Consider the following 24,736-nt stretch of genomic DNA (forward strand, 5'->3'; position numbering starts at 1 on the left):
CTAAACGATCACTTCGATCGACTGTTGCGCGCCAACACCGAAGACGCGCTTATAGCGCTCGATCTCATCCTTCGGACCCATCGCTTTTTCCGGGTTGTCCGACAGTTTCACGGTTGGTCGGCCATTGGCGGACACAGCCTTACAGACTAGAGAGAACGGTGCCAGCGCGTCCTCTGGGACAAGTCCACGGAAATCGTTGGTCAGCAGGGTGCCCCAACCAAATGAAACCTTGGTGCGATGGGCGAATTGGTTGTGCAGCTCGTGAATCTTGTCCACGTCCAGCCCGTCAGAGAAAATAACGCGCTTTTGCATAGGGTCCTCGCTACGTGAATTCCACCAATTGATGGCAATCTCAGCGCCCGTCGCCGGATCACCGCTGTCGACGCGGATGCCTGTCCAGCCCGCCAGCCAATCCGGCGCATTGTCCAGAAAGCCCTGCGTACCATAGGTATCGGGCAGGATAATACGCAGGTTGCCGTCATGTTCTTCGTGCCAGTCGCTGAGGACGTCGTAGGGGGCCTGCGCCAATTCGGCGTCGGATTCGGCCAGCGCGGAATAGACCATGGGCAGTTCGTGGGCGTTTGTGCCAATCGCCTCAACCTCGCGCCGCATGGCGATTAAACAGTTCGAGGTGCCGGTAAACGCAGCTCCCAACCCTTCGATCATTGCCTGCACGCACCAGTCCTGCCACAGGAAGGAGTGCCGCCTGCGGGTGCCGAAATCGGCAATACCCAGACCTTCAATGCTTCGCAATTGTTCGATCTTTTCCCATACGCGGGTCATGGCGCGGGCATAAAGCACCTGCAGTTCGAACCGGCGCATGTTGTTCAGAACCGCGCGGGATCGCAGCTCCATCAATACCGCCAGCGCCGGAATTTCCCACAGCATGACCTCATGCCACTTGCCCTCGAAGGTCAGTTCGTACTGATCGCCTTTGCGCTCAAGGTGGTAGGGCGGAAGGCGCAGATTCTCGAACCATTGCATGAAATCCGAGCGGAACATCTGCCGTTTTCCATAGAAGGTATTGCCGCGCAGCCATGTGCTTTCACCCCGACTGAGGCTAAGAGACCGGATATGATCCAGCTGCTCACGAAGTTCGCCTTCGTCGATCAACTTGGCCAAGGGAATGTGATTCGACCGGTTGATCAGCGAAAAAACCACGTCTGTTTGGGGCTTATTTCGAAACACTGACTGGCACATCAGCAGTTTGTAGAAGTCTGTGTCGATTAAAGACCGTACAATCGGGTCAATCTTCCATTTATGATTGTACACGCGCGTCGCAATATCGACCATGCTGGAACTCCTGCGATTTCCGTTGTTAGATCAATAGGTGCATGGATTGGCAAGAGTCGCTAGATTGAAGACAATGACAAGGTGAGGTCACAAATCGAGCATATTGTGTGATCTTTTCATTGGTTAGTGAAAAGAAGGGGTTGGAAGAACAAGGTTTAGTTAGTGCATGGGTCTCGAGTACGACTTTGATATTGTAGCGATTGCACCGGATGAAGTGGATCCGGAACATGGCATGGCCGCCGTGACCGGCCACCGTGCCGTTCGCGCGTCCTTTCGCGACATCCAAACCGTTGAGGCGCTGCACAGCGCGTCCCCCAAGATTCGTCGTATATTTTTGGAATCAGGGTTCAGCTTGGAGTCTAAGGGTAAGGACCTACCGCACGGGGTTTTCCTGCCCGAAGATGCCCCGGATCGTGAGCGTATTCTGAAGCGGTTATTCTCGAATATTCGCAATATGGGTGTTCAAGGAGAATACTGCGGTGATTTTGACTTCTGGCATTTCCTCGATGACGTAAAGCGGGCTCGCCCGAGGGCGGGCATGACCCACGAAGTGCAGGATCGTATGCCGAAGCCACAACAGCCTGACGTGACCACACCAAAAAGGCGCTCGGTTCAGGGGCGTATCGGGTTTGCGCTTGGTCTGGCCGTGGTTGTGATTGTTGTGCTCAGATATCTGGCGTCCGAGGGCTCTGCCCCCTAGGCCAGGGTAACGCCCGCTTCCCGCATTGCGGTTTCTGCGGCAGCCAGCGAGCCGTCCAGATCAATGGCCCGGCACGCATCCATCTGAACAGTTACATCAAACCCCAAACGGGCCGCATCGATCGCTGAGTAGTGCACGCAAAAGTCTGTGGCCAATCCGACCAGCGTCAGCTTCGTGATCCCACGGGTCTTTAGATATCCCTCCAGTCCGGTGGGCGTTGTCTGATCGTTCTCAAAAAAAGCCGAGTAGCTGTCGATGCCTTTACGAAAACCCTTGCGAATGACCAGGTCGGCATGGGTGTTCAAGTCCGGGTGAAAATTCGCACCCTCAGTGCCCTGAACGCAGTGATCCGGCCAAAGAACCTGTGGGCCGTAATGCATGTCTTTCACTTCAAAGGGATCTTTGTCGTCGTGCCCGCTCGCGAATGAGGAATGGTCCGCCGGGTGCCAGTCCTGCGTCAGGATCACGGCATCGAAATCATTCATCATCGCGTTGATGGGGGCGACGATTTCATCCCCTCCGGGAACGGCCAGCGCGCCGCCGGGGCAGAAATCGTTCTGGACGTCGATTACAAGCAGGGCGTGGGTCATCGCGGTTTCTCCTCGGGTTGCACTATCGGTAGGACGCGCAGGCCAAATCGTCAATCTGGCTGCGAAGCGTCAATTCGATCCCTTGCGACTCTGTAGCGTCAGGTTTAGACCGCGCGCATGTATACGATCGCTGCTCTCTATCACTTCACCCGTTTCCCGGATCACGCTGCCCTGCGTGAACCTCTGCTAGATCTTTGCCGTGCGCAATCTGTCAAAGGCACGCTTCTGCTGGCGCAGGAGGGGATCAATGGCACTATCGCCGGCCCTCGTGCCGGGATTGACGCGGTGCTAGCGCATATCAAGGCGCTGCCTGGCTGCGCTGATCTGGAATGGAAAGAGGCCACTGCCGATCATCCGCCATTCGGCAAGATGAAGGTGCGCCTGAAGAAAGAAATCGTGACCATGGGTCAGCCGGATGTCGATCCGCGCGCCCGCGTCGGCAATTATGTTGAACCTGAGGATTGGAACGATCTGATCCGTTCGGACGACGTGGTGGTGATCGACACGCGCAACGATTACGAGGTGGCGATTGGCACGTTTGAAGGCGCAATAGACCCTGAAACAGCCAGTTTCCGCGAATTCCCAACATGGTGGGAAGACAACAAGGATCGCTTCCACAACAAGCGCGTCGCCATGTTCTGCACCGGCGGTATCCGCTGTGAGAAATCAACCAACTTCCTGCTGGGGCAGGGGGTCGAGGATGTGTATCACCTGAAAGGCGGTATCCTGCGCTACCTTGAGGAAACGCCCGCCGAGGACAGCACCTGGCAGGGTGAATGCTTTGTGTTCGACAACCGTGTGTCCGTCGGGCACGGGCTGGTCGAAGGGCCGCACAAGCTGTGCCACGGTTGTCGCCGCCCGATCCTGCCCGAGGACGTAAAGCGCCCAGAATACGAGCATGGCGTATGCTGCCACCAATGCCTTAACGAGACCTCAGAGGCCGACAAGATGCGCTTCCGCGAGCGGCAGAAGCAGATCGTTCTGGCGCGCCAGCGTGGGCAAGAGCATCTGGGCGTCGACTAACTCTCTGATAAATAAGGTTGCGGGCAAAGGGCGGAATGCCGATCATTGTGCCTGTAACACCGTATCGGAGGTTTCATGCACCGCGACCCCTCAACGCTGAACGAGTGGAAATCGACTCTGATCGCGGCCTTTGGTCTGGTCATCGTCAGCTTTGTTGCCTGGTACGGCTTATCACGGCTGAGCGAGGCCGCGGCTGGCGACACCATAGGGACGGTAACAACCATAGGATTGACGATCTGGTTGGTGTCGCAAACTTGGTATTCCATGACCCAAGTGAAATCCCCTAAGCATCAGCTATTGCTGATGGGGATTTCCTTCATTCAGGTCGTGCCTTTCCTGTTCGCGGCGGTCTACGGCTCGTTCGGATATTACGATCTGTGCGTCGTCGGTGCCAAAGGGCCGTCGGACGTGTTGTATTTCTCATATGTCACGTTCACGACGGTTGGGTTCGGTGACCTTCACCCCGCAGGCCTGTGTCGTGGTCTGGCTGTGGCTGAGGCGATCACTGGATATATCCTGCTGGGTCTGTTCGTTGCAGCAGCCGTGGGTGTCTATGCGCGCGGGCACAGTCAGACCTGAACGATTACTTATTGTGGTCGATCCACAGCGACATGGCGTGTTTGTCGCGGAAACATTCAGATGGAATCGGTCTGCGCTTGCTGCGCGAAATCCGCTCGGCAAAAGCCACCTGCTTACCAGAGGGGTAATTGGCAAAGGGTGACGGGTCGTGTGGCTTATGCGCCGAAATCCAGGCCGACATCGTCCGCCGGTCGCGTTGCGCCTCGACCGGGATTTCCAGCGCCGACTGTTCGGCAATGGCGCGGGCATAGCGCATCTGCCGATCCGTGACGGGCAGCAAGTGATAGTCGTTTGACGGTCCGCTCGGGGCGGAATTTCGCAAGTTCTGGGCCATCGGATGTTCCCCTGACTATGTAGAACATAAATGGAACATTAACTTTTCATTTCAAGAGTAGGGGGCTGCGACTCGGCGGGATATTGCCTGTTACGGGTTTTATTGACTGGCCAATCAATAAAAGTTAAATCCGCGGGCAACGCTCTTTACCCGACGCGGGTGCAATCAAGAAAAGGACGCGGCATGAAGTTTCAGCCCAAGGCCAGCCATTTCATCAATGGCGAATATGTCGAAGACACCACTGGCGCCCCTATTGACGTCATTTACCCGGCCTCTGGCGAGGTGATCGCGCGGCTGCATTCCGCCACGCCTGAGATCGTAGATCAGGCTCTAAACAGTGCCAAAGCGGCACATGCCACGTGGACCGCGATGTCCGGAACTGAGCGTGGGCGGGTTCTGCGCCGCGCCGCCGATATCATGCGCGAACGTAATCGCGAGTTGTCGATCCTCGAAACTCACGACACCGGAAAACCGCTGCAAGAGACGTTGGTGGCAGACGCAACCAGTGGCGCGGATGCGCTGGAATATTTCGGCGGGTTGGCGGCTTCGCTGACAGGCGAGCATATCCCGCTGGGCGGTGGCGATTTCGTCTACACAATTCGCGAGGCGCTGGGCGTCTGCGTCGGCATCGGCGCGTGGAACTATCCGACTCAGATCGCTTGCTGGAAGGGTGCGCCGGCACTGGCTTGCGGCAATACGATGGTGTTCAAACCCTCCGAAACCACGCCTCTGTCGGCATTGCAAGTGGCAGAGATCCTGATCGAAGCGGGTGCGCCTAAAGGTGTCTACAACGTGGTGCAGGGTTATGGTGATGTGGGTGCATCGCTGGTGACCGACCCGCGTGTAGCCAAGGTATCGTTGACCGGGTCCGTACCGACCGGTCGCAAGGTCTATGCCGCCGCAGCCGATGGCATGAAGCACGTGACCATGGAATTGGGCGGCAAATCCCCGATGATCGTGTTTGACGATGCCGATATCGAAAACGCCGTGTCGGGCGCTATTTTGGGCAACTTCTATTCTTCTGGCCAGGTTTGTTCCAACGGCACCCGCGTATTCGTTCAGAAGGGGGTAAAAGAAGCCTTCCTGTCTCGTCTGTCCGAACGTCTGGCAACAGCGAAAATCGGCGATCCGCTGGATGAAGAGGTCAATTTCGGCCCCATGGTCAGTGAAAACCAGATGAACATCGCGCTGGGTTATATTGAAAAGGGCAAGGCCGAGGGCGCACGGCTGGTCTTTGGCGGTGAACGGATCGACGGTGACGGTTTCTACATGCAGCCCACGGTCTTTGCCGATGTCACCGATGATATGACCATCGCGCGCGAAGAAATCTTTGGCCCGGTCATGTCGGTACTGGATTTCGACACCGAAGAAGAGGTCATGGCCCGCGCCAATGACACCGAATTCGGCTTGGCCGCTGGTGTGTTTACCAATGACCTGACCCGCGCCCACCGCATCGTGGCCGGGTTCGAGGCAGGCACCTGCTACATCAACACCTACAACCTCGCCCCGGTCGAGGCCCCGTTTGGCGGGTCGAAAATGTCAGGTGTCGGGCGTGAGAATTCGAAGCTGGCGATCAACCATTTCAGCGAGATGAAGACAGTTTATGTCTCGATGAACGATGTTGAGGCGCCGTATTAACTCATCTCAGCGTGAATATTTTTCGTGCCGAGAATACTCTGTTCCCGACATTTCGCGTCGGGAACAGAGCATAAGCCACCTTTGACCTGTGGCTGACTTTCCTGACAGGGTGCCGTTCATGCGCCCACCAGCAGGAGGTCACACCCATGAAAACCCACGCCCAGGCCGTTGTGATCGGAGGTGGCCTTGTCGGCTGTTCGATCCTGTATCATCTGGCCAAGCTCGGTTGGACCGACGCGGTGCTGCTGGAACGGGATGAGCTGACCTCAGGGTCCACCTGGCACGCTGCGGCGAATATTCACGGTCTGCACGACAACAACAACATCACCCGCATCCAGCATTACACGATGAACCTGTATAAAGAGCTGGAGAAGGAAACCGGACAGGGCTGTGGCGTGTTTCAGCCGGGGTCTCTGTATCTGGCGCAGACCGAGGACCGCGAGCATCAGTTGCGCCTGCAAGAGGCCAAGGCAAAGTTCTACGGCTTGAACTTCCACGAAATCAGTCGCGAACAGGCCAAGGAACTGCACCCGTTGGCGCAGTTCGATGACATCCGTTGTATCATGTATGAACCCGACGGCGGCAATGTGGACCCCTCAGGGGTGACCATGGCCTATGCTGCGGGGGCACGCGCACTTGGGGCCACGATTGAGCGGTTTTGCCCTGTAATAGGGACTGAACAGCAACCTGATGGCTCGTGGATTGTCCGCACCGAAAAGGGCGATATTCACACGCAATGGGTGGTCAATGCCGGGGGCCTGTGGGGGCGTGAGGTTGCGGCGTTGGCGGGGATCGAGCTGCCGCTGCAACCGACCGAGCACCAGTATTTCGTGACCGAAGCCATTGATGAAGTCGCCAATCTGGGCCGTCGTCTGCCCTCTATCGCGGATCGGGACGGCGAATACTACTTCCGGCAGGAAGGCAACGGGCTGCTGATTGGAGCCTATGAAAAGGATATGAGGTTCTGGGCCGAGAATGGTACCCCTCTGGACTTTGCCCATGACCTGTTCCCCGACGATCTGGACCGGATCATGGAGAACGTGATCCGCGCCACCGAACGTGTGCCCGTGGCGGCAACTGCTGGGGTCAAACGTGTGATCAATGGCCCAATGATCTGGTCGCCGGACAGCAACGCAATCTGGGGACCGGTGCCGGAACTGAAGAACTATTTCTGCTGCACCGGTATTATACCCGGCTTTTCGCAATCCGGTGGCCTCGGGCTTCTGGCGGCGCAATGGATGGTCGAAGGCGAGCCGCAATATGACATGTTCGCCTGGGATCTTGCGCGGTTCGGCGACTGGGCCGACAAAAAATTCACCAAGGCGCGGGTCGAAGACGTCTATACTCACCGTTTTGCCATCCACTTCCCGAACGAGGAACGCAGCGCTGGTCGCCCGGCCCGAGTGCGCCCAGCCTATGAGATGCAGAAGGACATGGGCTGCGTCTTTGGCCTGAACTGCGGTTGGGAACACCCGCTTTGGTTCGCCGATCAGCCCGGCGCGCCCGAAACCAACGGCTTCACCCGTCAGAACTGGTGGCAGCCTGTGGGACGCGAAGTGCAGATGCTGCGCGACCATGTTGGTGTCATCGATATTTCGAACTTCGCCAACTACGTGATCAAGGGGCCGGGCGCGTATGACTGGCTGGATCGTCTGGTGGCCAATCGGGTGCCGACCGAAGTGGGTCGGTCCTGCCTGACGCCGCTGATCTCGGTCCGGGGCGGCGTGGCCGGTGATTTCACCATCACCAAGGTGACCGAGGAGGAATATATGATGATCGGCTCCGGCATGGCGGAACGCTATCATCAGCGCTTTTTCAACATGGTTGATCTGCCGGAGGGCACCACGTTCGAGGTCGCCACCAACCGCATTGCGGGTTTCAACGTGGCAGGGCCCAAATCGCGCGATCTGTTGCAACGGCTGACCAACGCGAACCTGTCAAACGAGGCGTTCCGCTTTATGCGATCCCAGACTATCGAGGTGGCTGGTGTTACGTGCCTGGCCATCCGCGTCAGCTTTACCGGTGATCTGGGGTGGGAACTGCATTGCGCCGAATCCGATCAAATAAGGCTCTATTCTGCGCTTTTGGATGCCGCGAAGGAACTGAACGGCGGCCCGGTCGGTGGCCGTGCGTTGGGATCGCTGCGCATCGAAAAGGGATATGGCTCGTGGGGCCGGGAGTATTCTCAGGAGTACTGGCCGCAGGAGGTTGGTTTGGCCGGTCTGATCAAACTGGACAAGGATTTCCTGAATAAAGAGGCCTATCTGTCCGTCAAAGACAATCCAGCACGCGAGGTGCTTTCGATATTTGAGGTTGTTGCGATTGACGCTGACGCCACCGGGGGCGAGCCGATTTTCACGCCAGATGGTAGGCCCGTGGGTCGCGTGACCTCGGGCGCGTATGGCTATTCGGTGGGTAAATCACTGGCCGTTGGCTATGCTGACCCTAAGGTGGCCCGCCCTGGCGATACGATTGAAATTTACATTCTGGGCAAACCGCACAGCGCCAGAGTCCTCTCGGAACCGCCCTTCGATCCCAAAGGTTACAAACTGCGCGATGTTCAACCGGTGGCCGAGGGGGTCTCATGACCGACACCTTCGCCCGCGTCGCTGACTTTGCGCTGAATCGGCCTGCAGAACAGATGCCGGACAGCGCAAAGGAAGCAGCGGCGCTGATGATGCTGGACACGATGGGCATCCTGATCGCCTCTGGCCCGATGGAGGCCGGGGTGATCGCGCGTGACACAGCGGCCCTGCTCTATGTCAGCTCTGATCCGAATTTCAGCGCCCGGATGATGTTCGACGGGCGCTCGGTCAGCATGGCAGGGGCGGCCTATGCCGGGGCGACCCAGACCGACAATCTGGATGGGCATGACGGCTATAACCCGACCAAGGGGCATATCGGAGTTGTGGTTCTACCCGCTTTGATCTCTTTGGCCGCGCATCGCCCGGACCTTACAGGCCCCGAAGCGCTGGCTACTGTGATCACCGGCTATGAAATTGCTGGGCGCGCGGGTCTGTCCCTGCATGCCTCGGTCAGCGACTATCACACGTCGGGCGCATGGAATGCGTTAGGCGTGGTGGCGATGGCCGCCCGGCTGCGCGGGCATACGCAGGATCAGATGCGGCAAGCGATGGGCATCGCTGAATATCACGGCCCCCGCAGCCAGATGATGCGCGAGATTGCCAACCCTACAATGTTGCACGACGGGTCTGGGTGGGGCGCGCTTGTCGGAATTTCCGCCGCAATTTTGGCCGAGCGTGGCTTTACCGGTGCGCCAGCCATTACGATCGAGGCCGAAACAGCCGCGTCCCATTGGGCCGATTTGGGCCAGTTCTGGCAGGTCGAGCATCAATATGTGAAACCCTACCCGATTTGCCGCTGGGCCCATGCAGCCATCGACGGTGTCCGGGCGGTGATGCGGGACAATGACCTGACCCACACGCAAATCCGGTCCATTCAGATCAACACATTCCATCAGGGCGCGTGTTTGTATGGCGGTATGCCGGAAACAACATCTCAGGCGCAGTATTCTTTGCCCTTCGCGGTGGCCGCGCAGGCCCTGTACGGCCGGATTGGCGTAGAGCATATTTCCGGTTCTGGCCTGTCAGACCCGGCCGTGGCCGAGCTTTTACCCCGTATTCACGTGGCTGAGACCGACCGTCACAACGCCCGCTTCCCGAATGGGCGTTGGGCCGATGTCAGCATCGAAACCAAGGATGGGCAGGTTTTCGATTCCGGAGATATCCATGCCCGCGGCGGCCCTGAGGCACCAATCAGCCGGGATGAAGTGATCACTAAGTATTTGGAATTCGCAACTCCGGTTATCGGTCTAACGCGTGCCGAGTCTATCCAGGATGCCATTTTAGGCTGGGTTGCGTCCGGCGCGCAGATCTCTGACCTGTCACCATTGATCTTTGAACCCTAGGACAGGTGCTTGCCGAAGTCTATTGCGCTAGAAAATTACCCACAACTCTCCTGAATTAGAGCCAAAATCAATCCTAATTCACCGCTTTAAACAGCTCCGCAATTCTTTGGCGTGTGTCCGCACTGTCCCGCAGCAGTCTTTCTGCATCCGCCAAGGGCGTTTCTGGCAGCCGAGTCGGTATGGCCGTAAGCCCTTGGGTGGTCTGAACGACCTGATCGAACTTTGCTTTGTGCGCCAAACTTGCCCGAGCCGGCTGATCTGCCAACCAGAACAAGCGATTTGCTTCATCCACACGGCCCGCTTTTCGCATCAGATCACCAGCCGTCGCATAGTCACCTGCTGCCAGCAGGGCCTCGGCCCGCAACACAATGGCTTCATCCGTTTGGTCATCGTCAAGTTCCAGCATTGCCTGATGGGGATGCTGATTCAATAGTGCCGCTTTGGCCCGCAGGCGGGCGCGCTCGCCCCGTCTGAGCCTGTCCCGGGGGCGCTTTGCCAAAACATACGCTTGTCGTGAAAACCCAAGTGCCGTCAGCCGGTCTGCAACAGCGATGACCGTGTCGGTTGTTAGGCTCTGGGATTGCGCGGGTGGCAAGATCAGAACACGGCGCAAAAAGGTGGCATCATCAGCCCGTTCAGTCAGAAGAAACACCACTCGGTTCAGGGTTTCCGTGGACTCGGCATCTTCTGGCAGGTCTGTTGCCATATCCAGCGAAGCATCAAATTCCTGACTCAGGCTTAGCGCGACGGCATGGGTGCGCTGCATCAGTGGGCCGATGTCGGCGCGGCGAAATTCCACCGTGTAGGATTCCGCCAAATCCAACTCTTGCGGTGAAACTGAGCCGCCTTCCAACCAGCGTTTGTCTACCAGCCGGGCCAGTGCCAGCGGAGCCTCCAGCTTGGCGTCCGACGCTTTGATGACGTCGGTCAGAAGGGCTTCGGTCCTGGGGGCGTCTCCTTCGGCTGTTGCAACCTTGGCATTGGATTGCGTGACACTTGCACTGGTCTGCGTTCTGACGCGATCGACTGAGCGCAAGACGCGTCGCGCGGCCTCCAATTCCTTTCCGTCCACCAGAATGTCCGATAGTGCCGGACCGACATGGCGCCGCAGGTGATCGGGCAGGCGGGCAAAGCTCTGTTCGATCGCCGTCAGATTGGCGTCCTCCTGCAAGTGACCTTCGCTCAGCGCCGCCCACAACGCCGCATCGCTGTCGCATCGCTGCAGACCCTGAAATGGACTATCTTCGGTCAGTGGACCGCCGTCTAAAACTTGGGCAATGGCAGCGATGCGTTTGGTTTCCAAAGATCGCTGCCCCAGCAGATCCAACGCCCGGATCGCTTCGGCGCCAAACCCGAAATGCGCGTAGAGCTTCGCCAGTTTCAGCGCGGTATCTGGGTCGAGGGTGTCAAACTCATGGTATAAATCAGCTCGAAGCGGCGCGGCCTGTTCCGAGAACGGGTGGCCATCAGACCAATCGTCAAAGGCCAACTCGGCACTGGATACGCAAGGAGGGCGCCTTTCTACTTTTGGAATGTCCGGGCCCAAAAGCCCGTTCAGTTCGTCCAGAATCGAAGTCACCTGTAAGTTTAGTTCGACGTCGGGTGGCATAAACAAGCTTTGATTTCCCGTGGAAGCGCGCGGACCCACCGGAGCAATGTTCAGATCAACGATACCCCGATCTGCCCCTTGTAGCAGCCGGGTCGAAAGCTGGTTTTCATACCCGTTCGCGTTCAGATTCAACAGGGGCAAGGCTAGCGCGCCAATGGACTGCGCCGGGTCGGGCGTTTCGTTTTCCTTTGGGGCTTTGGGAAAAACCGGGGCCGGAATATCGCTGGTGAGTGGCGGCAGGAATGTGCCGGGCGCGATATCGACGACAATCATCGTGTTCTTGAACAGAAAGGCCGAGGCGACACAATCGCAGCCGAACTCAAGCTCCAGGGTTCCACCAGGCTCGGCCTGCGAAATGGCGGCCAGACGGTTTTGCGTCAGGCGCTGGAACACGGACCCGGTCCGGTATGTCACATCATTTAACGCGACGTTCAGTCGTGCGCCGTTTTTCGTCTGTTTTAGCACCCAGCCAGTTTCCGGCGGCACTTGAACTACCAATCTGGTGTAGCCGTCATGCTCGCCCGAGCGCACCGTCAGATCTTGAGCAGCGGCCCCGCTGACCCCAGCGATGAACGCAGAGAATGAGAACGCGAACCGGATCATGCCGCGGCCTGCTTGAGTTCTTTCAACGCCTCTTCCAGTTCGGTGAAGTCCGGGCGGTTGTGGGTCGGGGTGTTTTGTCTTCCGACCTCAATACACATGGCGGCGTTGTGGTTATGCAGATTGGCAACCAGGACTTCTTTGATCAACTGGTAGAAATGGTTGTCCTCTTCAACGACGGCTTTCAGCTTGCCCGCGAAAGGGCCGACCAGGCCATAGGCCAAAAACACTCCCAGAAAAGTCCCCACCAGCGCGCCACCGATCAGTTTTCCCAGAACCTCTGGCGGCTGGTCAATCGAACCCATCGTCTTGATCACGCCCAGCACCGCCGCCACGATCCCCAACGCGGGCAGACCATCGGCAACCGTCTGCAAGGCGTGGCTGGAATGCATGGCGTGGTGGAAGTTTGCCTCCATCCGTTTTTCCAGCACCTCTTCCACCTGATGCGGATCGTCGTAATTCATCGAGGCCGAGCGCATTGTGTCGCAGATCAAGTCAACCGCTTCTTTATCTGCCTGAATTTTTGGATAGACCGAAAACAAAGACGAATTGTCCGGGTCTTCGATATGCTGTTCCACCTCGACTGGGTTGGCTTTGGCAATGCGGATCAGCGAGAACAGTAGGCACAACAGGTCTCGATAATCTTCGGGCTTCCATTTCGGTCCCTTGAACACTTTGCCCATGTCTTTGGCCGTGTGTTTGACGGCGCTCATGTCATTGCTGATCAGAAAGGCGCCAACGGCGGCGCCGCCGATCATCATCATCTCGAAAGGCAGCGATTTCAAAATGATGGCCATCTTGCCGCCCGCAGCCAGGTAGCCGCCGAACACCATAACGAAAATGACGACAATTCCGATTAATCCGATCATGGGTGATCTCCAGCAAAATCCTGTGCGGGTTGAGAGTGTTATTCCTGCGGGGCTGCAGCGTTGCGGCCTGCCATTATGACGCTGATGGTATAGGCGACCTCGGGGTTTAGCCCGGCCAGAACGCCAGCAGCCGCGTCCGGCGGCATGCGGGACAGGAATCCAGCGGCAAAACTTGGGTCCATCGTTTCAAACAAAGCGGCAGCATCTTTAGGTTTCATGCTTTGATAGACATCTGTCAGGCGCGTCAGATCTGTCTCGGCAGCTTTTTCGGCGATGGCGAGCGTCGCACGCAGGGCCTCTTCGGCTTCTTGCAAGGCAACCAGTCGCGTTTCTATTGCCTGATCGGCGATGGCCAGCGCCTTTTCCTTGTCCAGCGCCGCAGCCTCGCGCTGTTTCAGTGCTTCTTCCCGGCGCAGCAATTCGGTCAGCAAAACCTGTGCACCAGGCAGGTCGGCCTGCGCCGACTTGGCATTGGGGGCGGAAGGTTCGGTTGTTTTGGCCAATGCTGGACCCGCTTCCAGCCCAAGACGGATCGCAGCCGACCCGATCATCAACATTGAGATGACAGCCAATACACCGCCCCTTGGACGCCTATCGGTTTTCTGGCGGGTCATGTCGCTGCCTCACGCTGAGAGCGGTTGTGCCGGAAGAACATTAGACCACCAGGCCCCTTAGCCGATGCCGTTGTGGCCGCCTCCTTTTCCGGTTTCTCGGGCGTTTCGGTCGATTCAACAGCCTCTTCTGGCTCTGTTGTGGTGGGTTCCTCAGGGTCTTCGATCGTGGTGCCGGCGTCTTCTGGGATTTCGGCAGTCTCGACCGGCTGCGTGGCCGTGTCCTGAGGCGGAACGACGTCATGCATGGACGCCATCATCAACTCCAGCCGCTGCGCCACCGATTCGGCCCGCTGTGTTAGTTCTTTCAGCGCCGCGCCGGACTGGTCCGAAGCGTCACGCGCTGCGCCCAGTGACTTCTTCAACTCATCCGCCTGAGTGGACAGAACAGCCACCGCACCGCCCACGCCTTTTTCCAGATCAGTGAAGCGTTTCAGCCGCCGGGACAGCACGAAACAATAAAGACCTGCACCCAGCGCGCCGGCGACAAGCAAAATATCTGCAATCAGCTCCAACTTCGCCTCCTAGTTCAAAACGAATTCCATCACGAGAACGTCGCGCACGCGACCTTCTCCGACGACGATTTCAATGCGACGCAGCAGGTGTCCGCGGATGCGCATCAGGGCCAGAGAATCCTCAAGATCCGACACTTCAACCGCGCGTAGATACCCGTTCAGAACGTCCATGATTCGGGGTTTCATTTTTTCCACATCGCCGGTGTATTCGCTGTTCACCTCAAGCTGAGCGTGAAATTTCAGATGCCGCGAATCGCCTGCGTTCACCGAAACAATCACAGGTGGCAGATCAATGAATCCCACCTGCGGTAGCGCCTTTACCGCCTCGCCTTTGTCCTTTTCCTTGGTCTCTTCCATCGCCGGTTTGCCACTAAATGGCAGCAATCCGGACGACGTCAGGAAGTAACCACCGGCTGCCCCGGTCACAGCCAGAATCACCCCTAGGATCATCCCTTTTTTCCTAGATTTTTTTGGGGCTTCTGCCTGTTCTGCAGTCGCGTCAGTCATGACGTCCTCATTTGTGCGTTCTGCAATCGTCATAACCCGGCAGGGACTAACCGATTGTTAAGGGCAATCGTTCAAACAAGGGATGCGCCGGGCAGAATGTCGGCGAGTCGGAGGTGAGCGTGCAGCAGATCGGAACTGTCTGGGCAAGTTTGGACAGGCGTAAACAAATCATCGTCGCCGGTGCAGTCGTACTGGTATTTCTTGGGGTCATTGCGATGTCGCGGCTGGTCACAGCGCCGTCGATGACCTTGCTTTATGCCGGGTTGGAAAGCGGTGCGGCGGGGGATGTCGTTCGCTCGCTGGACCAGCGCGGGATTCCTTATGAGATTCGGGGCAGCTCGATCTATGTGCCCGGATCGCAGCGGGATGAGCTCCGCATGACACTCGCCAGTGAAGGGCTGCCCGCCAACGGCAACCAAGGCTACGAATTGCTGGATTCGCTTAGCGGATTTGGCACCACATCGCAGATGTTTGACGCCGCCTATTGGCGCGCGAAAGAGGGTGAGCTGGCCCGAACCATCGTTGGCGGTCCTCATGTCAATCAAGCGCGGGTTCATATCGCCAACGGATCGTCCAACCCGTTTCAGCGCAGCGTGGCGCCGACGGCTTCGGTCTATCTGGTGCCGTCGGGGGCGCAGATCTCATCCGATCAGGCCAAGGCGATTCGGTTTCTGGTGGCGTCTGCCGTAAGCGGATTAGCGCCCGAGAATGTTACCGTGATTGATTCGAACGGTGCGGTGATTGGGGCGCAGGAAACCGCCGCTGCCACCGATACCGCTGATGACAAGGCGCGGCAGCTGCGTGAGCGTGTGATGCGACTGGTTGAGGCGCGCGTAGGCACGGGAAATGCGGTGGTTGAGGTCAGCGTTGATACGGTGACCAAGACCGAATCCATCCGCGAACGCCGTTTTGACCCCAATGGCCGCGTCGCCATAAGTACCGATGTTGAGGAACGCTCGGACAGCGCCCGCAACCAATCCGCTGACGTCACCGTGGCCTCGAACCTGCCGGATGGTGATGGCGCGGGTGGGGACGAATCGAACTCGAACGCGACGCAGACGCGGGAACGGGTGAATTATGAGGTCTCGGAAACCGAGCTGGAAGTTCATAATGCTCCCGGCGCAATCAAACGCCTGACAGTTGCCGTTCTGGTTAACGGCACGCGCTCTGTGGATGGGGCTGGGGTCGAAACCTTCGAACCGATGCCAGAGGCCGAGATGGATGCGTTGAAGGAGCTTGTGGCCTCGGCCGTGGGATTCGACGCCGAGCGTGGGGATGTCATCACCCTGAAATCTTTGGATCTGCCGATGGTTGAACCGCAGGGAACGCTGGCCGCTGCCTCGATCTGGCAAAAGGTGCATTTCGACGCGATGTCGCTGATCCAGATGGTGGTGCTGGCGATTGTTTCGCTGGTGCTAGGGCTGTTCGTGATCAGCCCGATCCTGACCAAGCCGGCGATGGCTCCGGCCTTGCTGCCCGCCGGGACGGGGCCTGAGCCCGAGGCTGTTCTGACTGGTGAAATCGCGACTGGCGAGAACGGACAATTCACTGCGCTGCCTGGGCAGGCCGTCGCGGGCGACGTCCCGGCGCTGGCAGCGCAGACGGGGGTTGATCCGGTCGATCGGTTGCGGGCGATGATTGGCGATAAACAGGAAGAGACCGTCGAGATCCTGCGCAGCTGGCTCGAAGAAGGGGAGGAGCGTGTCTGATGTCGATTGCCCATCTTCTTGAGGATTTCACGCTGCAGGCTGGCGGCGGCAAGCTGCACCTGCTGGACGAGGACGCGCTGGAAGAACAGCGGCTGGCCGCGTTCGAACAAGGCTATAGCGCCGGCTGGGAAGACGCGGTTCAGGCGCAAGAACAAAGCCGGGGGCAGGTCTCGGACGGGTTGGCCAGGTCGTTGGAAGACATGTCCTTCACCTATCACGAGGCTGTCACCCGCATGACCCTGTCGCTGGAGCCGATGTTTCAGAGCCTTGTGAGCGCGGTTCTGCCCGAAACGCTGGATCGTGGATTTGCTGCCCGGTTGGCCGAACAATTGACCGAAATGGCGAAGGAACAAATAGGACAGCCGATGCAGGTCTTCGCACCCAAGGGTCGTGCGGCTGAGGTAGAGGCCCTGCTGCCGCAAGAGATGTCCGCACCCACACGTGTGATTGAGGACCCATCGTTAGAGCCCGGACAGGCCCGGTTGCAGGTCGGCACATCCCAGCGCGAGGTGGATTGCAGCGGTCTGCTCGCTGCTGTCGCAGGGGCATTTGACGCATATGTATTTGAGGCAAACGAGGCAGTGAACCATGAGTGACCCCCAGACCCCGAAATCCGAAAAAGCCAACCCGTTCGAAGCGGTTCCGATTGAGGTTACGGTCTCGGTCGGCCGTGCGCGCCCCCTGATCCGAGACCTGCTGAATATGGGTGAAAACGCCGTGCTGATACTGGATAAACGGATCGAGGACCCGGTTGACCTGTATGTCGGCGACCAGCTGGTTGCCCGCGGCCTGTTGGAAGAGATGGAGGGCGATCAGGCCGGGCAGCTTGCCGTGCGCCTGACTGAGATTGCGGATCTGCAGAACGGGATCGGTTGATGCGGGTTCTGCTTTGGCTGGTTGTTGCACTGGTGACGCTGGCCCCGTCTCTGGCCGCGGCGCAAGAGCTGTCGCTGTCATTGGGCGAGGGCGGTTCGATCTCGGCGCGAACCATCCAGCTGATTCTGCTGATCACGATCCTTAGCCTGGCACCTGGGCTGGCGATTATGGTCACGTGTTTTCCGTTTCTGATCACCGTACTGGCCATTCTACGGCAGGGGATTGGATTGCAGCAATCGCCGCCCAACATGCTGATCGTCAGCCTGGCGATGTTCCTGACCTATTTCATCATGGAGCCAGTATTCTCCGAGGCTTGGGTTACCGGCATCCGGCCGATGGTCGAAGACAGGATGGAGGTCGAACCAGCGTTGCAGATCGCCATTCAACCCTTCCGCGCCTTTATGGCCGCGCGGTTGGACCCGGATACGTTTCATGCCATGGCGGCCTTGCGACCCGGCGGAGATGCCATCGCCCTGACGCCCGAGGCGCCGCTGTCGATCCTGATGCCATCTTTCATGCTGTCCGAGATCGCCCGTGCCTTTCAGATCGGCTTTCTGATATTCCTGCCGTTTCTGATCATCGATCTGGTCGTGGCGGCGGTGCTGATGTCGATGGGGATGATGATGGTGCCGCCCGCGACCGTGTCCCTGCCGTTCAAATTGGCGTTTTTCGTGATTGCGGATGGCTGGTCATTGATCGCCGGGGCGCTGGTGCGCAGCTACATGAGCTAGACTGTCACTGCCGGGTGATTTGCATCCGCGCGCGCAACCCCTGATCCCCGGCCTCGAAACTGAGGGAACCACCGTGTTGTTCGGCAATCGTGGCAACGATCGTCAAGCCCAAGCCGAACCCGTCGGATGACCCGATGTTCGAGCCGCGCCGGAACGGGGCCATCAGGTTTTCGATATCATCGACGGTCAGATCTGTGCCCTTGTCCTCGACGGTAATGGTTGCGGTGCGGGCGTCGGTTTCCAGCTGAACCTCGGCATGACGGCCGTATTTCAGGGCATTGTCGATCAAATTAGTTAGGGCTCGTTTCAATGAGATAGGCCGCCCCATCACCAGCATCCGCCGTGTTTCAGGCAGTGATCCGTGCCCGCGCCGGGACATGAAGACCGAGGGCGCGCCTTCGACGGCGACCGGGGCGATTTTCTTCAGGGTCACGGGCAAGTCCATGTCCTGATAATCGGCGACCAGAGATTCAACCAACGCAGTCAGGGAAATCTGACGGGGTTCCTCGACGCTGAGTTCCGAGCGCGTATAGGTCAACACGCTTTCGATCATGCCAGTCATCTGATCCACATCGGCCTCAAGCTTTTCGCGCAGTTCGTCATCAGCGATCAAGGCAGCGCGCAGGCGAACGCGCGTGGCGGGAGTGCCAAGGTCGTGACTGACGCCGGACAGAACGGTGGCGCGATTTTCCAACTGCATACGTTCCGCATCAAGATGGTCGTTCACGGCGGACACGATCTCGCGCAGTTCCGCCGGGCCGTCTGCATCATAGCTGTTCGGCCCACCCCGGCGCTTGCGGTCGCGCAGGGCGTGAGAAAACCGGGTGAAACTGTCCGAGACATTGCCGATCGAGGTCAGAATGACCGCCAAAGCCACAATTGCGGCCAGAATGGCGGGCAGGCGCAGGTCGGTAGGGGCAGCCTTGCAGCCCCAAATATTGGTGCCATCCACCTGCTGCCAGACCCGGTGCCCGAACCGGGCGATCAAGATGGGTTCGCTGCAATAAGTGGCCAGCAGACGGGTAAGATTACCCATCTTCTCGGCTCCGGTCTGATCAACGCGGGAGAGAAGGTCTGATACCGGATAAACCAACCGGTCGGACATCACCGCCAGCGTCAGCTCGCGCCCAGCCAGGGGGGCGGTGTTGTCAGTGAGGATCGACAGGTTGGTGACAAAGCTGCGGTCTGACAGGCCCGGCAACTGTTCGAACCGACCGACCTCGGCCAATTGCGCGGCCTCGGGCGTCAAAGGGGTGATTGTGATCCCCGGCGGAGGGATTTTGCTGACCCGCAACTCTTCATAGACGGAAAAACCTGCGACATAGGCGCGGGTCAGAAAGTCGTCCCACGCGCGGGCCGAGGAAAACCACAGCCCGGCGGATAAAAGTCCCGAGGCAAAAGCGGCGCCGACCCAGATCCAGCCCAGGCTGCGCAGGCGCGGGGCGCGGACGGTCATGCGTCCTCTTCCACCGACACCTCAGCCGCAAAGACGTAACCGACCCCGCGTTCGGTGCGCACCATTTGGGGGTCTTTCGGATTGGCCTCGATCTTTGATCGCAGCCGCCCGACCAGCATGTCGATGGCGCGGCCCTGCGCCTCGGGCTTGTCAGCGCTGCCGGTGACGTCCAGTGCGGCGGCAATTTCATCCCGGGTCAGTGGGATATGCGGGTTGGCAAGCAAGACCTTGAGCAGCGCGGTTTCCCGTTGCGACAAAGGGACCATATAGCCTTCGGGCGAATGAACCTCATCCCGCTTGCCGTCATAGACCCAGTCGTTGAACCGAAAGCTGTGCGTGCGACGGCGATAGGCCAGCGACGGCGTACGCCGGGCGCGCTGCATCACCGCGCGGACCCGGGCCAGCATTAGCTGCGGGTTGAATGGTTTGGCGATATAGTCATCGGCCCCGACCTCATACCCCGCCATGCGCTGATGGTCGGCGGACAGGGCCGAGACCAAAATAATTGGCACATCTTGTTCCGTCCGAAGACGCGCGCAGATCTCGACTCCGTTCTCATCCCCAAGCATCACGTCTAACAGGATCAGGTCGATCCGCCCTGCTGTCAGATGGCTGCGGATTTCAGCTTCGGAGCTCGCGGGCAGCGCGATGAACCCGTTCTGATGCAGGAACTGTGTCATCATCGACCGCATTTCAGGGTCGTCATCCACTACCAAAAGTCGCGGAATGCTCACGCGGTTTTCCCTCCCAATTACTGTTCCTCCGACATCATGCATTGTAACGAACGGAAACAGATTCAATGTCAACGTAACACGCTGTAACAAAAGCGGTGAATTTCTGAACGTTGGTGGGCAATTGACCCGGATTCCGCGTTGCCAGGCGGCAATCTGTCCGCAGTATGGCGGACATCGCTGCTTTGGCAGTCACAAGGTTCTCTAGGGAGGAGAAACAATATGAAGCGTTTTGCATTTGCGACCGTTTCGACTTTGGCCGTGGTGGCCGGGTCGTCGGTTCTGGCCGGTCCGCAGGCCGAAGTTCTGCACTGGTGGACCTCGGGGGGTGAGGCCAAATCGGTGGCTGTTTTGCAGGAAGAGTTCGCCTCGAACGGCGGCACTTGGACCGACATGCCGGTGGCCGGCGGTGGCGGTGATGCGGCAATGACCGCACTGCGCGCCCGTGTTCTGGCGGGCAATGCACCGACCGCCGTTCAGTTGAAAGGCCCAGCCATTCAAGAATGGTATGAAGAGGGCGTGCTGGCCGATATTTCCTCGGTCGCCGAGGCCGAGGGCTGGGCAGATGTCCTGCCTGCCTCCATCGCAGGCCACATGATGTGCGAAGGCACATGGTGCGCGGCTCCGGTGAATGTGCACCGTGTAGACTGGATCTGGGCCAACGCAGACGTGCTGGCGGCCAATGGTATCGAAATGCCGAGTACGTGGGATGAGTTCAACGCCGCTGCCGTCAAGCTGATGGACGCCGGTGTGATCCCGCTGGCGCACGGTGGACAGTCCTGGCAGGACGCAACCGTATTCGAGGCCGTTGTTCTGGGCATCGGCGGCCCCGAGTTTTACCAGAAAGCACTGGTTGATCTGGACCCCGAGGCGCTGACTTCGGACACGATGGTGCAGGCATTTGACCAGATGCGCCTGATGCGCGGCTATGTGGATGAAAACTTCTCGGGCCGCGACTGGAACCTTGCCACAGCGATGGTGATGAACGGCGAAGCCGCGTTCCAGATCATGGGCGACTGGGCCAAGGGTGAATTCCTGGCGGCGGGCAAGAAACCTGGCGAGGATTTCCTGTGCGCCTCGACCCCCGGCGACGGCTATCTGTACAACGTCGACAGCTTTGCCATGTTCAACGTGGACGGCGACGACAAGAAAGCCGGTCAGGACTTGCTGGCCAAGCTGATCGTGGCGCCGAACTTCCAGAAAGTGTTCAACCTGAACAAGGGCTCGATCCCGGCACGCACCGACGTGGCTCTGGATGACTTTGATATCTGTGCCAACCTGTCGGCCGAAGAAATGGGCTCGACCTCTTCTGCAGGATCGCTGTTGCCGTCCTATGCGCACGGCATGGCACTGCGCGGTTCGCAATCTGGTGCGATCACTGACGTAGTGACCGCGCATTTCAACTCGGAAATGTCCTCGGCTGACGCGGTTCAGCAATTAGCGGACGCAGTAGCCAACAGCTACTGATCCAACACGCTCTGCCCCCTATAATGAGGGGCAGAGCATCTTTCCCCGGAGGAAAAAATGTCCGAATGGCTGGAAAACCACCTGCCCAAGGTGGTGCTGGCACCGTCGTTCATCGCTGTATTGATCTTTGTCTATGGCTTTATCGGATGGACCGCATGGGTGTCGCTGACCCGATCGAAACTACTGCCGAAATACGAGATCAAGGGCTTCATCCAGTATGAACGCCTGTTCGACTCGCCCCGCTGGGATACGGCAATCAACAACCTGTATATCTTTGGCGCGCTGTTCATCGTGATTGCGATGGTGCTGGGCCTGTTGCTGGCCATCCTGCTGGATCAGAAGATCCGTGTCGAAGGCGCGATCCGCACCATCTACCTGTACCCCATGGCGCTGTCGATGATCGTGACCGGCACCGCGTGGAAGTGGATTCTTAACCCGGGTCTGGGCATCGAATCCATGGTGCAAGGCTGGGGCTTCACAAATTTCGAGTTCGACTGGCTGGTGAACCCCGATTACGCCATCTACACCATCGTAATGGCCGCGATCTGGCAGAGCTCGGGCTTCGTCATGGCGCTGTTTCTGGCCGGTCTGCGGTCGGTGGATGGTGAGATCATCAAGGCCGCGCAGGTCGATGGGATCCCCACATGGCGCATCTATACCGCGATCATCATCCCCTCGATGGCGCCGATCTTCCTGTCCGCTTTCATTGTTCTGGCGCACCTCGCGATCAAGAGTTTTGACCTAGTCATCGCCCTGACAGGCGGTGGTCCCGGTTACGCAACCGATCTGCCCGCCACTTACATGTACGCCATGGCGTTTTCGCGCGGTGATATCGGTCAGGCGGCTTCGTCCGCGATGATCATGATGCTGGTCGTCTTTGCCATCGTGGTTCCCTATCTTTACTCAGAGCTGAGGGCGAAAAATGACTGATCTGTCGATGCCCCAATCCCAAACTGAACCCCGCAGCCAAAGTGCCGCTGGCAAGATTGCCTTGCGTTGGTTGCTGTATGTCCTGCTGGGCCTATTCGCGCTGTATTACCTGATGCCGCTATTCGTGATGTTGACCACGTCGCTGAAAAGCCTTGAGGAAATCCGCACTGGCAGCCTTATTTCGCTGCCGCGTGAGGTCAGCTTTGACGCCTGGAAAACTGCATGGTCCAGCGCTTGTACCGGCATTCAGTGTGAAGGCCTGCGGCCATACTTCTGGAACTCGGTCCTGATCGCGGTGCCTGCAGTGGCCATCTCGACCCTGCTGGGCGCACTGAACGGCTATGTCGTGGCGCAGTGGCGGTTCAAAGGCGCGAATATCATCTTCTCGCTGATGCTGTTTGGCTGCTTCATCCCGTTTCAGGTCGTGCTGCTGCCAATGGCGCGTCTGCTGGGTCTGATGGGGATCGCCGGAACCATTCCGGGCCTGATCTTTGTGCACGTGATCTACGGGCTTGGCTTCACTACGCTGTTTTTCCGCAACTACTATGTCACCATCCCGGCCGAATTGACCAAGGCCGCCCGTGTCGATGGTGCCGGGTTCTTGCGGATCTTCTGGTCGATTTTCCTGCCGCTGTCGTTGCCCATTATCGTGGTGACGGTGATCTGGCAGTTCACGCAGATCTGGAATGACTTCCTGTTCGGCGTGTCGTTCAGCCAAGCGGGGACGCAGCCCGTGACCGTGGCGCTCAACAACATCGTAAACTCCACCACCGGCGTGAAAGAGTACAACGTCGACATGGCCGCCGCGATCATCGCGGGGCTGCCGACGCTGCTCGTCTATGTCGTCGCCGGTAAGTATTTCATCCGCGGTCTGACCGCTGGCTCAGTGAAGGGATAACCCATGGCTCCCATCCTCGATATCAACAATCTGTACAAGAATTACGGCGCGACCGAGGTTCTGAAGGACATCAACATTTCGATCGAGCCGGGCGATTTCCTGGTGCTGGTTGGCCCCTCGGGCTGCGGCAAGTCCACCCTGCTGAACTGTATTGCGGGGCTGGAGGAAATCACCGGCGGCACGCTGTCCATCGGGGGCAAGGACATGACCCATGTCAGCCCCAAGGATCGCGACATCGCAATGGTGTTCCAGTCCTACGCCCTGTACCCGACCATGTCGGTGGCGAAGAACATCACTTTCGGCATGAAAGTGCGCGGGGTCGATCAGGCAACGCAGGAGGCCAAGCTGAATGAGGTTGCCTCGCTGCTGCAGATCGAACCACTGCTAAGCCGCCGCCCCAGCCAGTTGTCGGGCGGTCAGCGTCAGAGGGTGGCGATGGGTCGGGCGCTGGTGCGCGATCCCAAGCTGTTCCTGTTCGACGAACCTCTGTCTAACCTCGACGCCAAACTGCGGGTCGAAATGCGGACCGAGATCAAGAAACTACACCAGACCCTGGACGCATCCATCGTCTACGTGACCCATGACCAGATTGAGGCGATGACTCTGGCGACCAAGATCGTGGTTCTGAAAGGCGGGATCGTGCAGCAGATCGGCAGCCCGGCCGAGATATACAATAATCCGGCCAACCTGTTTGTCGCCGATTTCATGGGCTCACCTGCGATGAACCTGATCCCGGCGCAGGCGTCCAAAGGCGGACCGGGCACTCAGATCGCCATTGCCCGCGAAACAGGCGAGACGCTGGTCCTGAACGATGCCCGCGACCTGTCACTGCCCAAGGATGTGATTCTGGGCCTGCGCCCCGAGGACATTGCCGAGGCCGGCTTCCGCGCAGGCGACGGCGTACAAGAGGCTGCCTGTATGGTCGATATGGTCGAACCGGCAGGGGCGGACACCTATGTGGTCTCGGAACTGGGTGGCAAACAGGTCACGGCGCGTCTGCACGCGGAAACCAGTGCGCAGGCTGGCGAGATGTTGAACCTGGCCTTTGACATGAGCAAGGTGTCCTATTTCGCCAAAGAAACCGGTGAAAGGTTGAACTAAACAAAAAAAGCCGCGCGAACCCAATCGCGCGGCTTTTTTCA

At 58.6% G+C, this 24,736-nt stretch carries 24 protein-coding genes; 14 read left to right on the plus strand and 10 right to left on the minus strand.

The window, feature by feature from the left end:
* On the minus strand, positions 1–1,293 hold the full coding sequence (pncB, locus tag ACR0DT_RS11750) for a nicotinate phosphoribosyltransferase (RefSeq protein ID WP_480710915.1): 1,293 nt from the start codon (positions 1,291–1,293) through the stop codon (positions 1–3).
* 166 nt (positions 1,294–1,459) lie between these two features.
* On the opposite strand from pncB, the gene ACR0DT_RS11755 reads away from it, so the two are divergent.
* Entirely contained in the window at positions 1,460–1,993 is a 534-nt protein-coding gene (locus ACR0DT_RS11755) for a hypothetical protein (RefSeq protein ID WP_480710916.1), read from the plus strand.
* Here the strand turns inward: ACR0DT_RS11755 and pncA are convergent.
* On the minus strand, positions 1,990–2,583 hold the full coding sequence (gene pncA, locus ACR0DT_RS11760; protein ID WP_480710917.1) for a bifunctional nicotinamidase/pyrazinamidase: 594 nt from the start codon (positions 2,581–2,583) through the stop codon (positions 1,990–1,992). The genes ACR0DT_RS11755 and pncA overlap by 4 nt on opposite strands.
* A gap of 117 nt (positions 2,584–2,700) precedes the next feature.
* Between pncA and trhO the strand changes: the two genes are divergently transcribed.
* Positions 2,701–3,606: an oxygen-dependent tRNA uridine(34) hydroxylase TrhO gene (trhO, locus tag ACR0DT_RS11765; RefSeq protein WP_480710918.1), complete on the plus strand. Its 906-nt coding sequence runs from the start codon at positions 2,701–2,703 to the stop codon at positions 3,604–3,606.
* A gap of 75 nt (positions 3,607–3,681) precedes the next feature.
* Positions 3,682–4,185, plus strand: a complete 504-nt coding sequence (locus tag ACR0DT_RS11770) for an ion channel (RefSeq protein WP_480710919.1) — start codon at positions 3,682–3,684, stop codon at positions 4,183–4,185.
* A gap of 4 nt (positions 4,186–4,189) precedes the next feature.
* Here ACR0DT_RS11770 and ACR0DT_RS11775 read toward each other — a convergent pair whose 3' ends face one another.
* Complete coding sequence (locus ACR0DT_RS11775; RefSeq protein WP_480710920.1) at positions 4,190–4,519, minus strand: hypothetical protein; 330 nt, start codon at positions 4,517–4,519, stop codon at positions 4,190–4,192.
* Positions 4,520–4,702: 183 nt separating this feature from the next.
* Here ACR0DT_RS11775 and betB point away from each other — a divergent pair, with 183 nt between their 5' ends.
* From betB to ACR0DT_RS11790, 3 genes are all read left to right on the plus strand, one after another.
* Positions 4,703–6,157, plus strand: a complete 1,455-nt coding sequence (gene betB, locus ACR0DT_RS11780) for a betaine-aldehyde dehydrogenase (protein WP_480710921.1) — start codon at positions 4,703–4,705, stop codon at positions 6,155–6,157.
* A gap of 146 nt (positions 6,158–6,303) precedes the next feature.
* Positions 6,304–8,745, plus strand: a complete 2,442-nt coding sequence (locus ACR0DT_RS11785) for a GcvT family protein (RefSeq protein WP_480710922.1) — start codon at positions 6,304–6,306, stop codon at positions 8,743–8,745.
* Positions 8,742–10,085 carry an MmgE/PrpD family protein gene (locus tag ACR0DT_RS11790; protein WP_480710923.1) on the plus strand — a complete coding sequence of 448 codons (1,344 nt, stop codon included), beginning with the start codon at positions 8,742–8,744 and terminating at the stop codon, positions 10,083–10,085. The genes ACR0DT_RS11785 and ACR0DT_RS11790 overlap by 4 nt, the downstream gene beginning before the upstream one ends.
* Positions 10,086–10,158: 73 nt before the next feature.
* On the opposite strand, the gene ACR0DT_RS11795 is transcribed toward ACR0DT_RS11790, so the two are convergent.
* Genes ACR0DT_RS11795 through ACR0DT_RS11815 form a run of 5 tightly spaced genes read right to left on the minus strand, consistent with a single transcriptional unit; the run spans position 10,159 to position 14,796 of the window.
* On the minus strand, positions 10,159–12,297 hold the full coding sequence (locus ACR0DT_RS11795) for a hypothetical protein (RefSeq protein ID WP_480710924.1): 2,139 nt from the start codon (positions 12,295–12,297) through the stop codon (positions 10,159–10,161).
* Positions 12,294–13,163: a flagellar motor stator protein MotA gene (gene motA / locus ACR0DT_RS11800; RefSeq protein WP_480710925.1), complete on the minus strand. Its 870-nt coding sequence runs from the start codon at positions 13,161–13,163 to the stop codon at positions 12,294–12,296. The genes ACR0DT_RS11795 and motA overlap by 4 nt, the downstream gene beginning before the upstream one ends.
* A gap of 38 nt (positions 13,164–13,201) precedes the next feature.
* Positions 13,202–13,777, minus strand: coding sequence for a MotE family protein (locus tag ACR0DT_RS11805; protein ID WP_480710926.1), 576 nt, complete (start codon positions 13,775–13,777; stop codon positions 13,202–13,204).
* Complete coding sequence (locus ACR0DT_RS11810; protein WP_480710927.1) at positions 13,774–14,289, minus strand: hypothetical protein; 516 nt, start codon at positions 14,287–14,289, stop codon at positions 13,774–13,776. The genes ACR0DT_RS11805 and ACR0DT_RS11810 overlap by 4 nt, the downstream gene beginning before the upstream one ends.
* 9 nt (positions 14,290–14,298) lie before the next feature.
* A complete protein-coding gene (locus ACR0DT_RS11815; protein WP_480710928.1) occupies positions 14,299–14,796 on the minus strand; it encodes a flagellar basal body-associated FliL family protein in 498 nt (165 codons plus the stop codon).
* A gap of 119 nt (positions 14,797–14,915) precedes the next feature.
* On the opposite strand from ACR0DT_RS11815, the gene fliF reads away from it, so the two are divergent.
* The 4 genes from fliF to fliP are packed head-to-tail and all read left to right on the plus strand — an operon-like array spanning position 14,916 to position 18,112.
* Positions 14,916–16,505 (plus strand): flagellar basal-body MS-ring/collar protein FliF, encoded by a 1,590-nt coding sequence (fliF, locus tag ACR0DT_RS11820; protein WP_480710929.1) that lies wholly within the window; start codon positions 14,916–14,918, stop codon positions 16,503–16,505.
* Positions 16,505–17,101, plus strand: coding sequence for a FliH/SctL family protein (locus ACR0DT_RS11825; protein ID WP_480710930.1), 597 nt, complete (start codon positions 16,505–16,507; stop codon positions 17,099–17,101). The genes fliF and ACR0DT_RS11825 overlap by 1 nt, the downstream gene beginning before the upstream one ends.
* Positions 17,094–17,381 carry a FliM/FliN family flagellar motor switch protein gene (locus ACR0DT_RS11830; RefSeq protein ID WP_480710931.1) on the plus strand — a complete coding sequence of 96 codons (288 nt, stop codon included), beginning with the start codon at positions 17,094–17,096 and terminating at the stop codon, positions 17,379–17,381. The genes ACR0DT_RS11825 and ACR0DT_RS11830 overlap by 8 nt, the downstream gene beginning before the upstream one ends.
* Entirely contained in the window at positions 17,381–18,112 is a 732-nt protein-coding gene (fliP, locus tag ACR0DT_RS11835; protein ID WP_480710932.1) for a flagellar type III secretion system pore protein FliP, read from the plus strand. The genes ACR0DT_RS11830 and fliP overlap by 1 nt, the downstream gene beginning before the upstream one ends.
* A gap of 4 nt (positions 18,113–18,116) precedes the next feature.
* Here the strand turns inward: fliP and ACR0DT_RS11840 are convergent, their stop codons facing one another.
* Positions 18,117–19,568: a sensor histidine kinase gene (locus ACR0DT_RS11840; RefSeq protein ID WP_480710933.1), complete on the minus strand. Its 1,452-nt coding sequence runs from the start codon at positions 19,566–19,568 to the stop codon at positions 18,117–18,119.
* Entirely contained in the window at positions 19,565–20,302 is a 738-nt protein-coding gene (locus ACR0DT_RS11845; RefSeq protein WP_480710934.1) for a response regulator transcription factor, read from the minus strand. The genes ACR0DT_RS11840 and ACR0DT_RS11845 overlap by 4 nt, the downstream gene beginning before the upstream one ends.
* Positions 20,303–20,521: 219 nt before the next feature.
* Here ACR0DT_RS11845 and ACR0DT_RS11850 point away from each other — a divergent pair, with 219 nt between their 5' ends.
* From ACR0DT_RS11850 to ACR0DT_RS11865, 4 genes are read left to right on the plus strand one after another with little or no spacing between them, the layout of a single operon-like run.
* The gene (locus ACR0DT_RS11850; RefSeq protein WP_480710935.1) at positions 20,522–21,766 is read left to right on the plus strand and encodes an ABC transporter substrate-binding protein; all 1,245 of its coding nucleotides are present in this window, start codon (positions 20,522–20,524) and stop codon (positions 21,764–21,766) included.
* A 57-nt stretch (positions 21,767–21,823) separates the two neighbouring features.
* Positions 21,824–22,696 carry a carbohydrate ABC transporter permease gene (locus tag ACR0DT_RS11855; protein WP_170387762.1) on the plus strand — a complete coding sequence of 291 codons (873 nt, stop codon included), beginning with the start codon at positions 21,824–21,826 and terminating at the stop codon, positions 22,694–22,696.
* The gene (locus ACR0DT_RS11860) at positions 22,689–23,594 is read left to right on the plus strand and encodes a carbohydrate ABC transporter permease (protein ID WP_480710936.1); all 906 of its coding nucleotides are present in this window, start codon (positions 22,689–22,691) and stop codon (positions 23,592–23,594) included. Before ACR0DT_RS11855 ends, ACR0DT_RS11860 begins: the two co-directional genes overlap by 8 nt.
* Positions 23,595–23,597: 3 nt before the next feature.
* Complete coding sequence (locus ACR0DT_RS11865; protein ID WP_480710937.1) at positions 23,598–24,695, plus strand: ABC transporter ATP-binding protein; 1,098 nt, start codon at positions 23,598–23,600, stop codon at positions 24,693–24,695.
* Positions 24,696–24,736: the final 41 nt, after the last annotated feature.

Source organism: Ruegeria sp. BI11, from assembly GCF_056538005.1.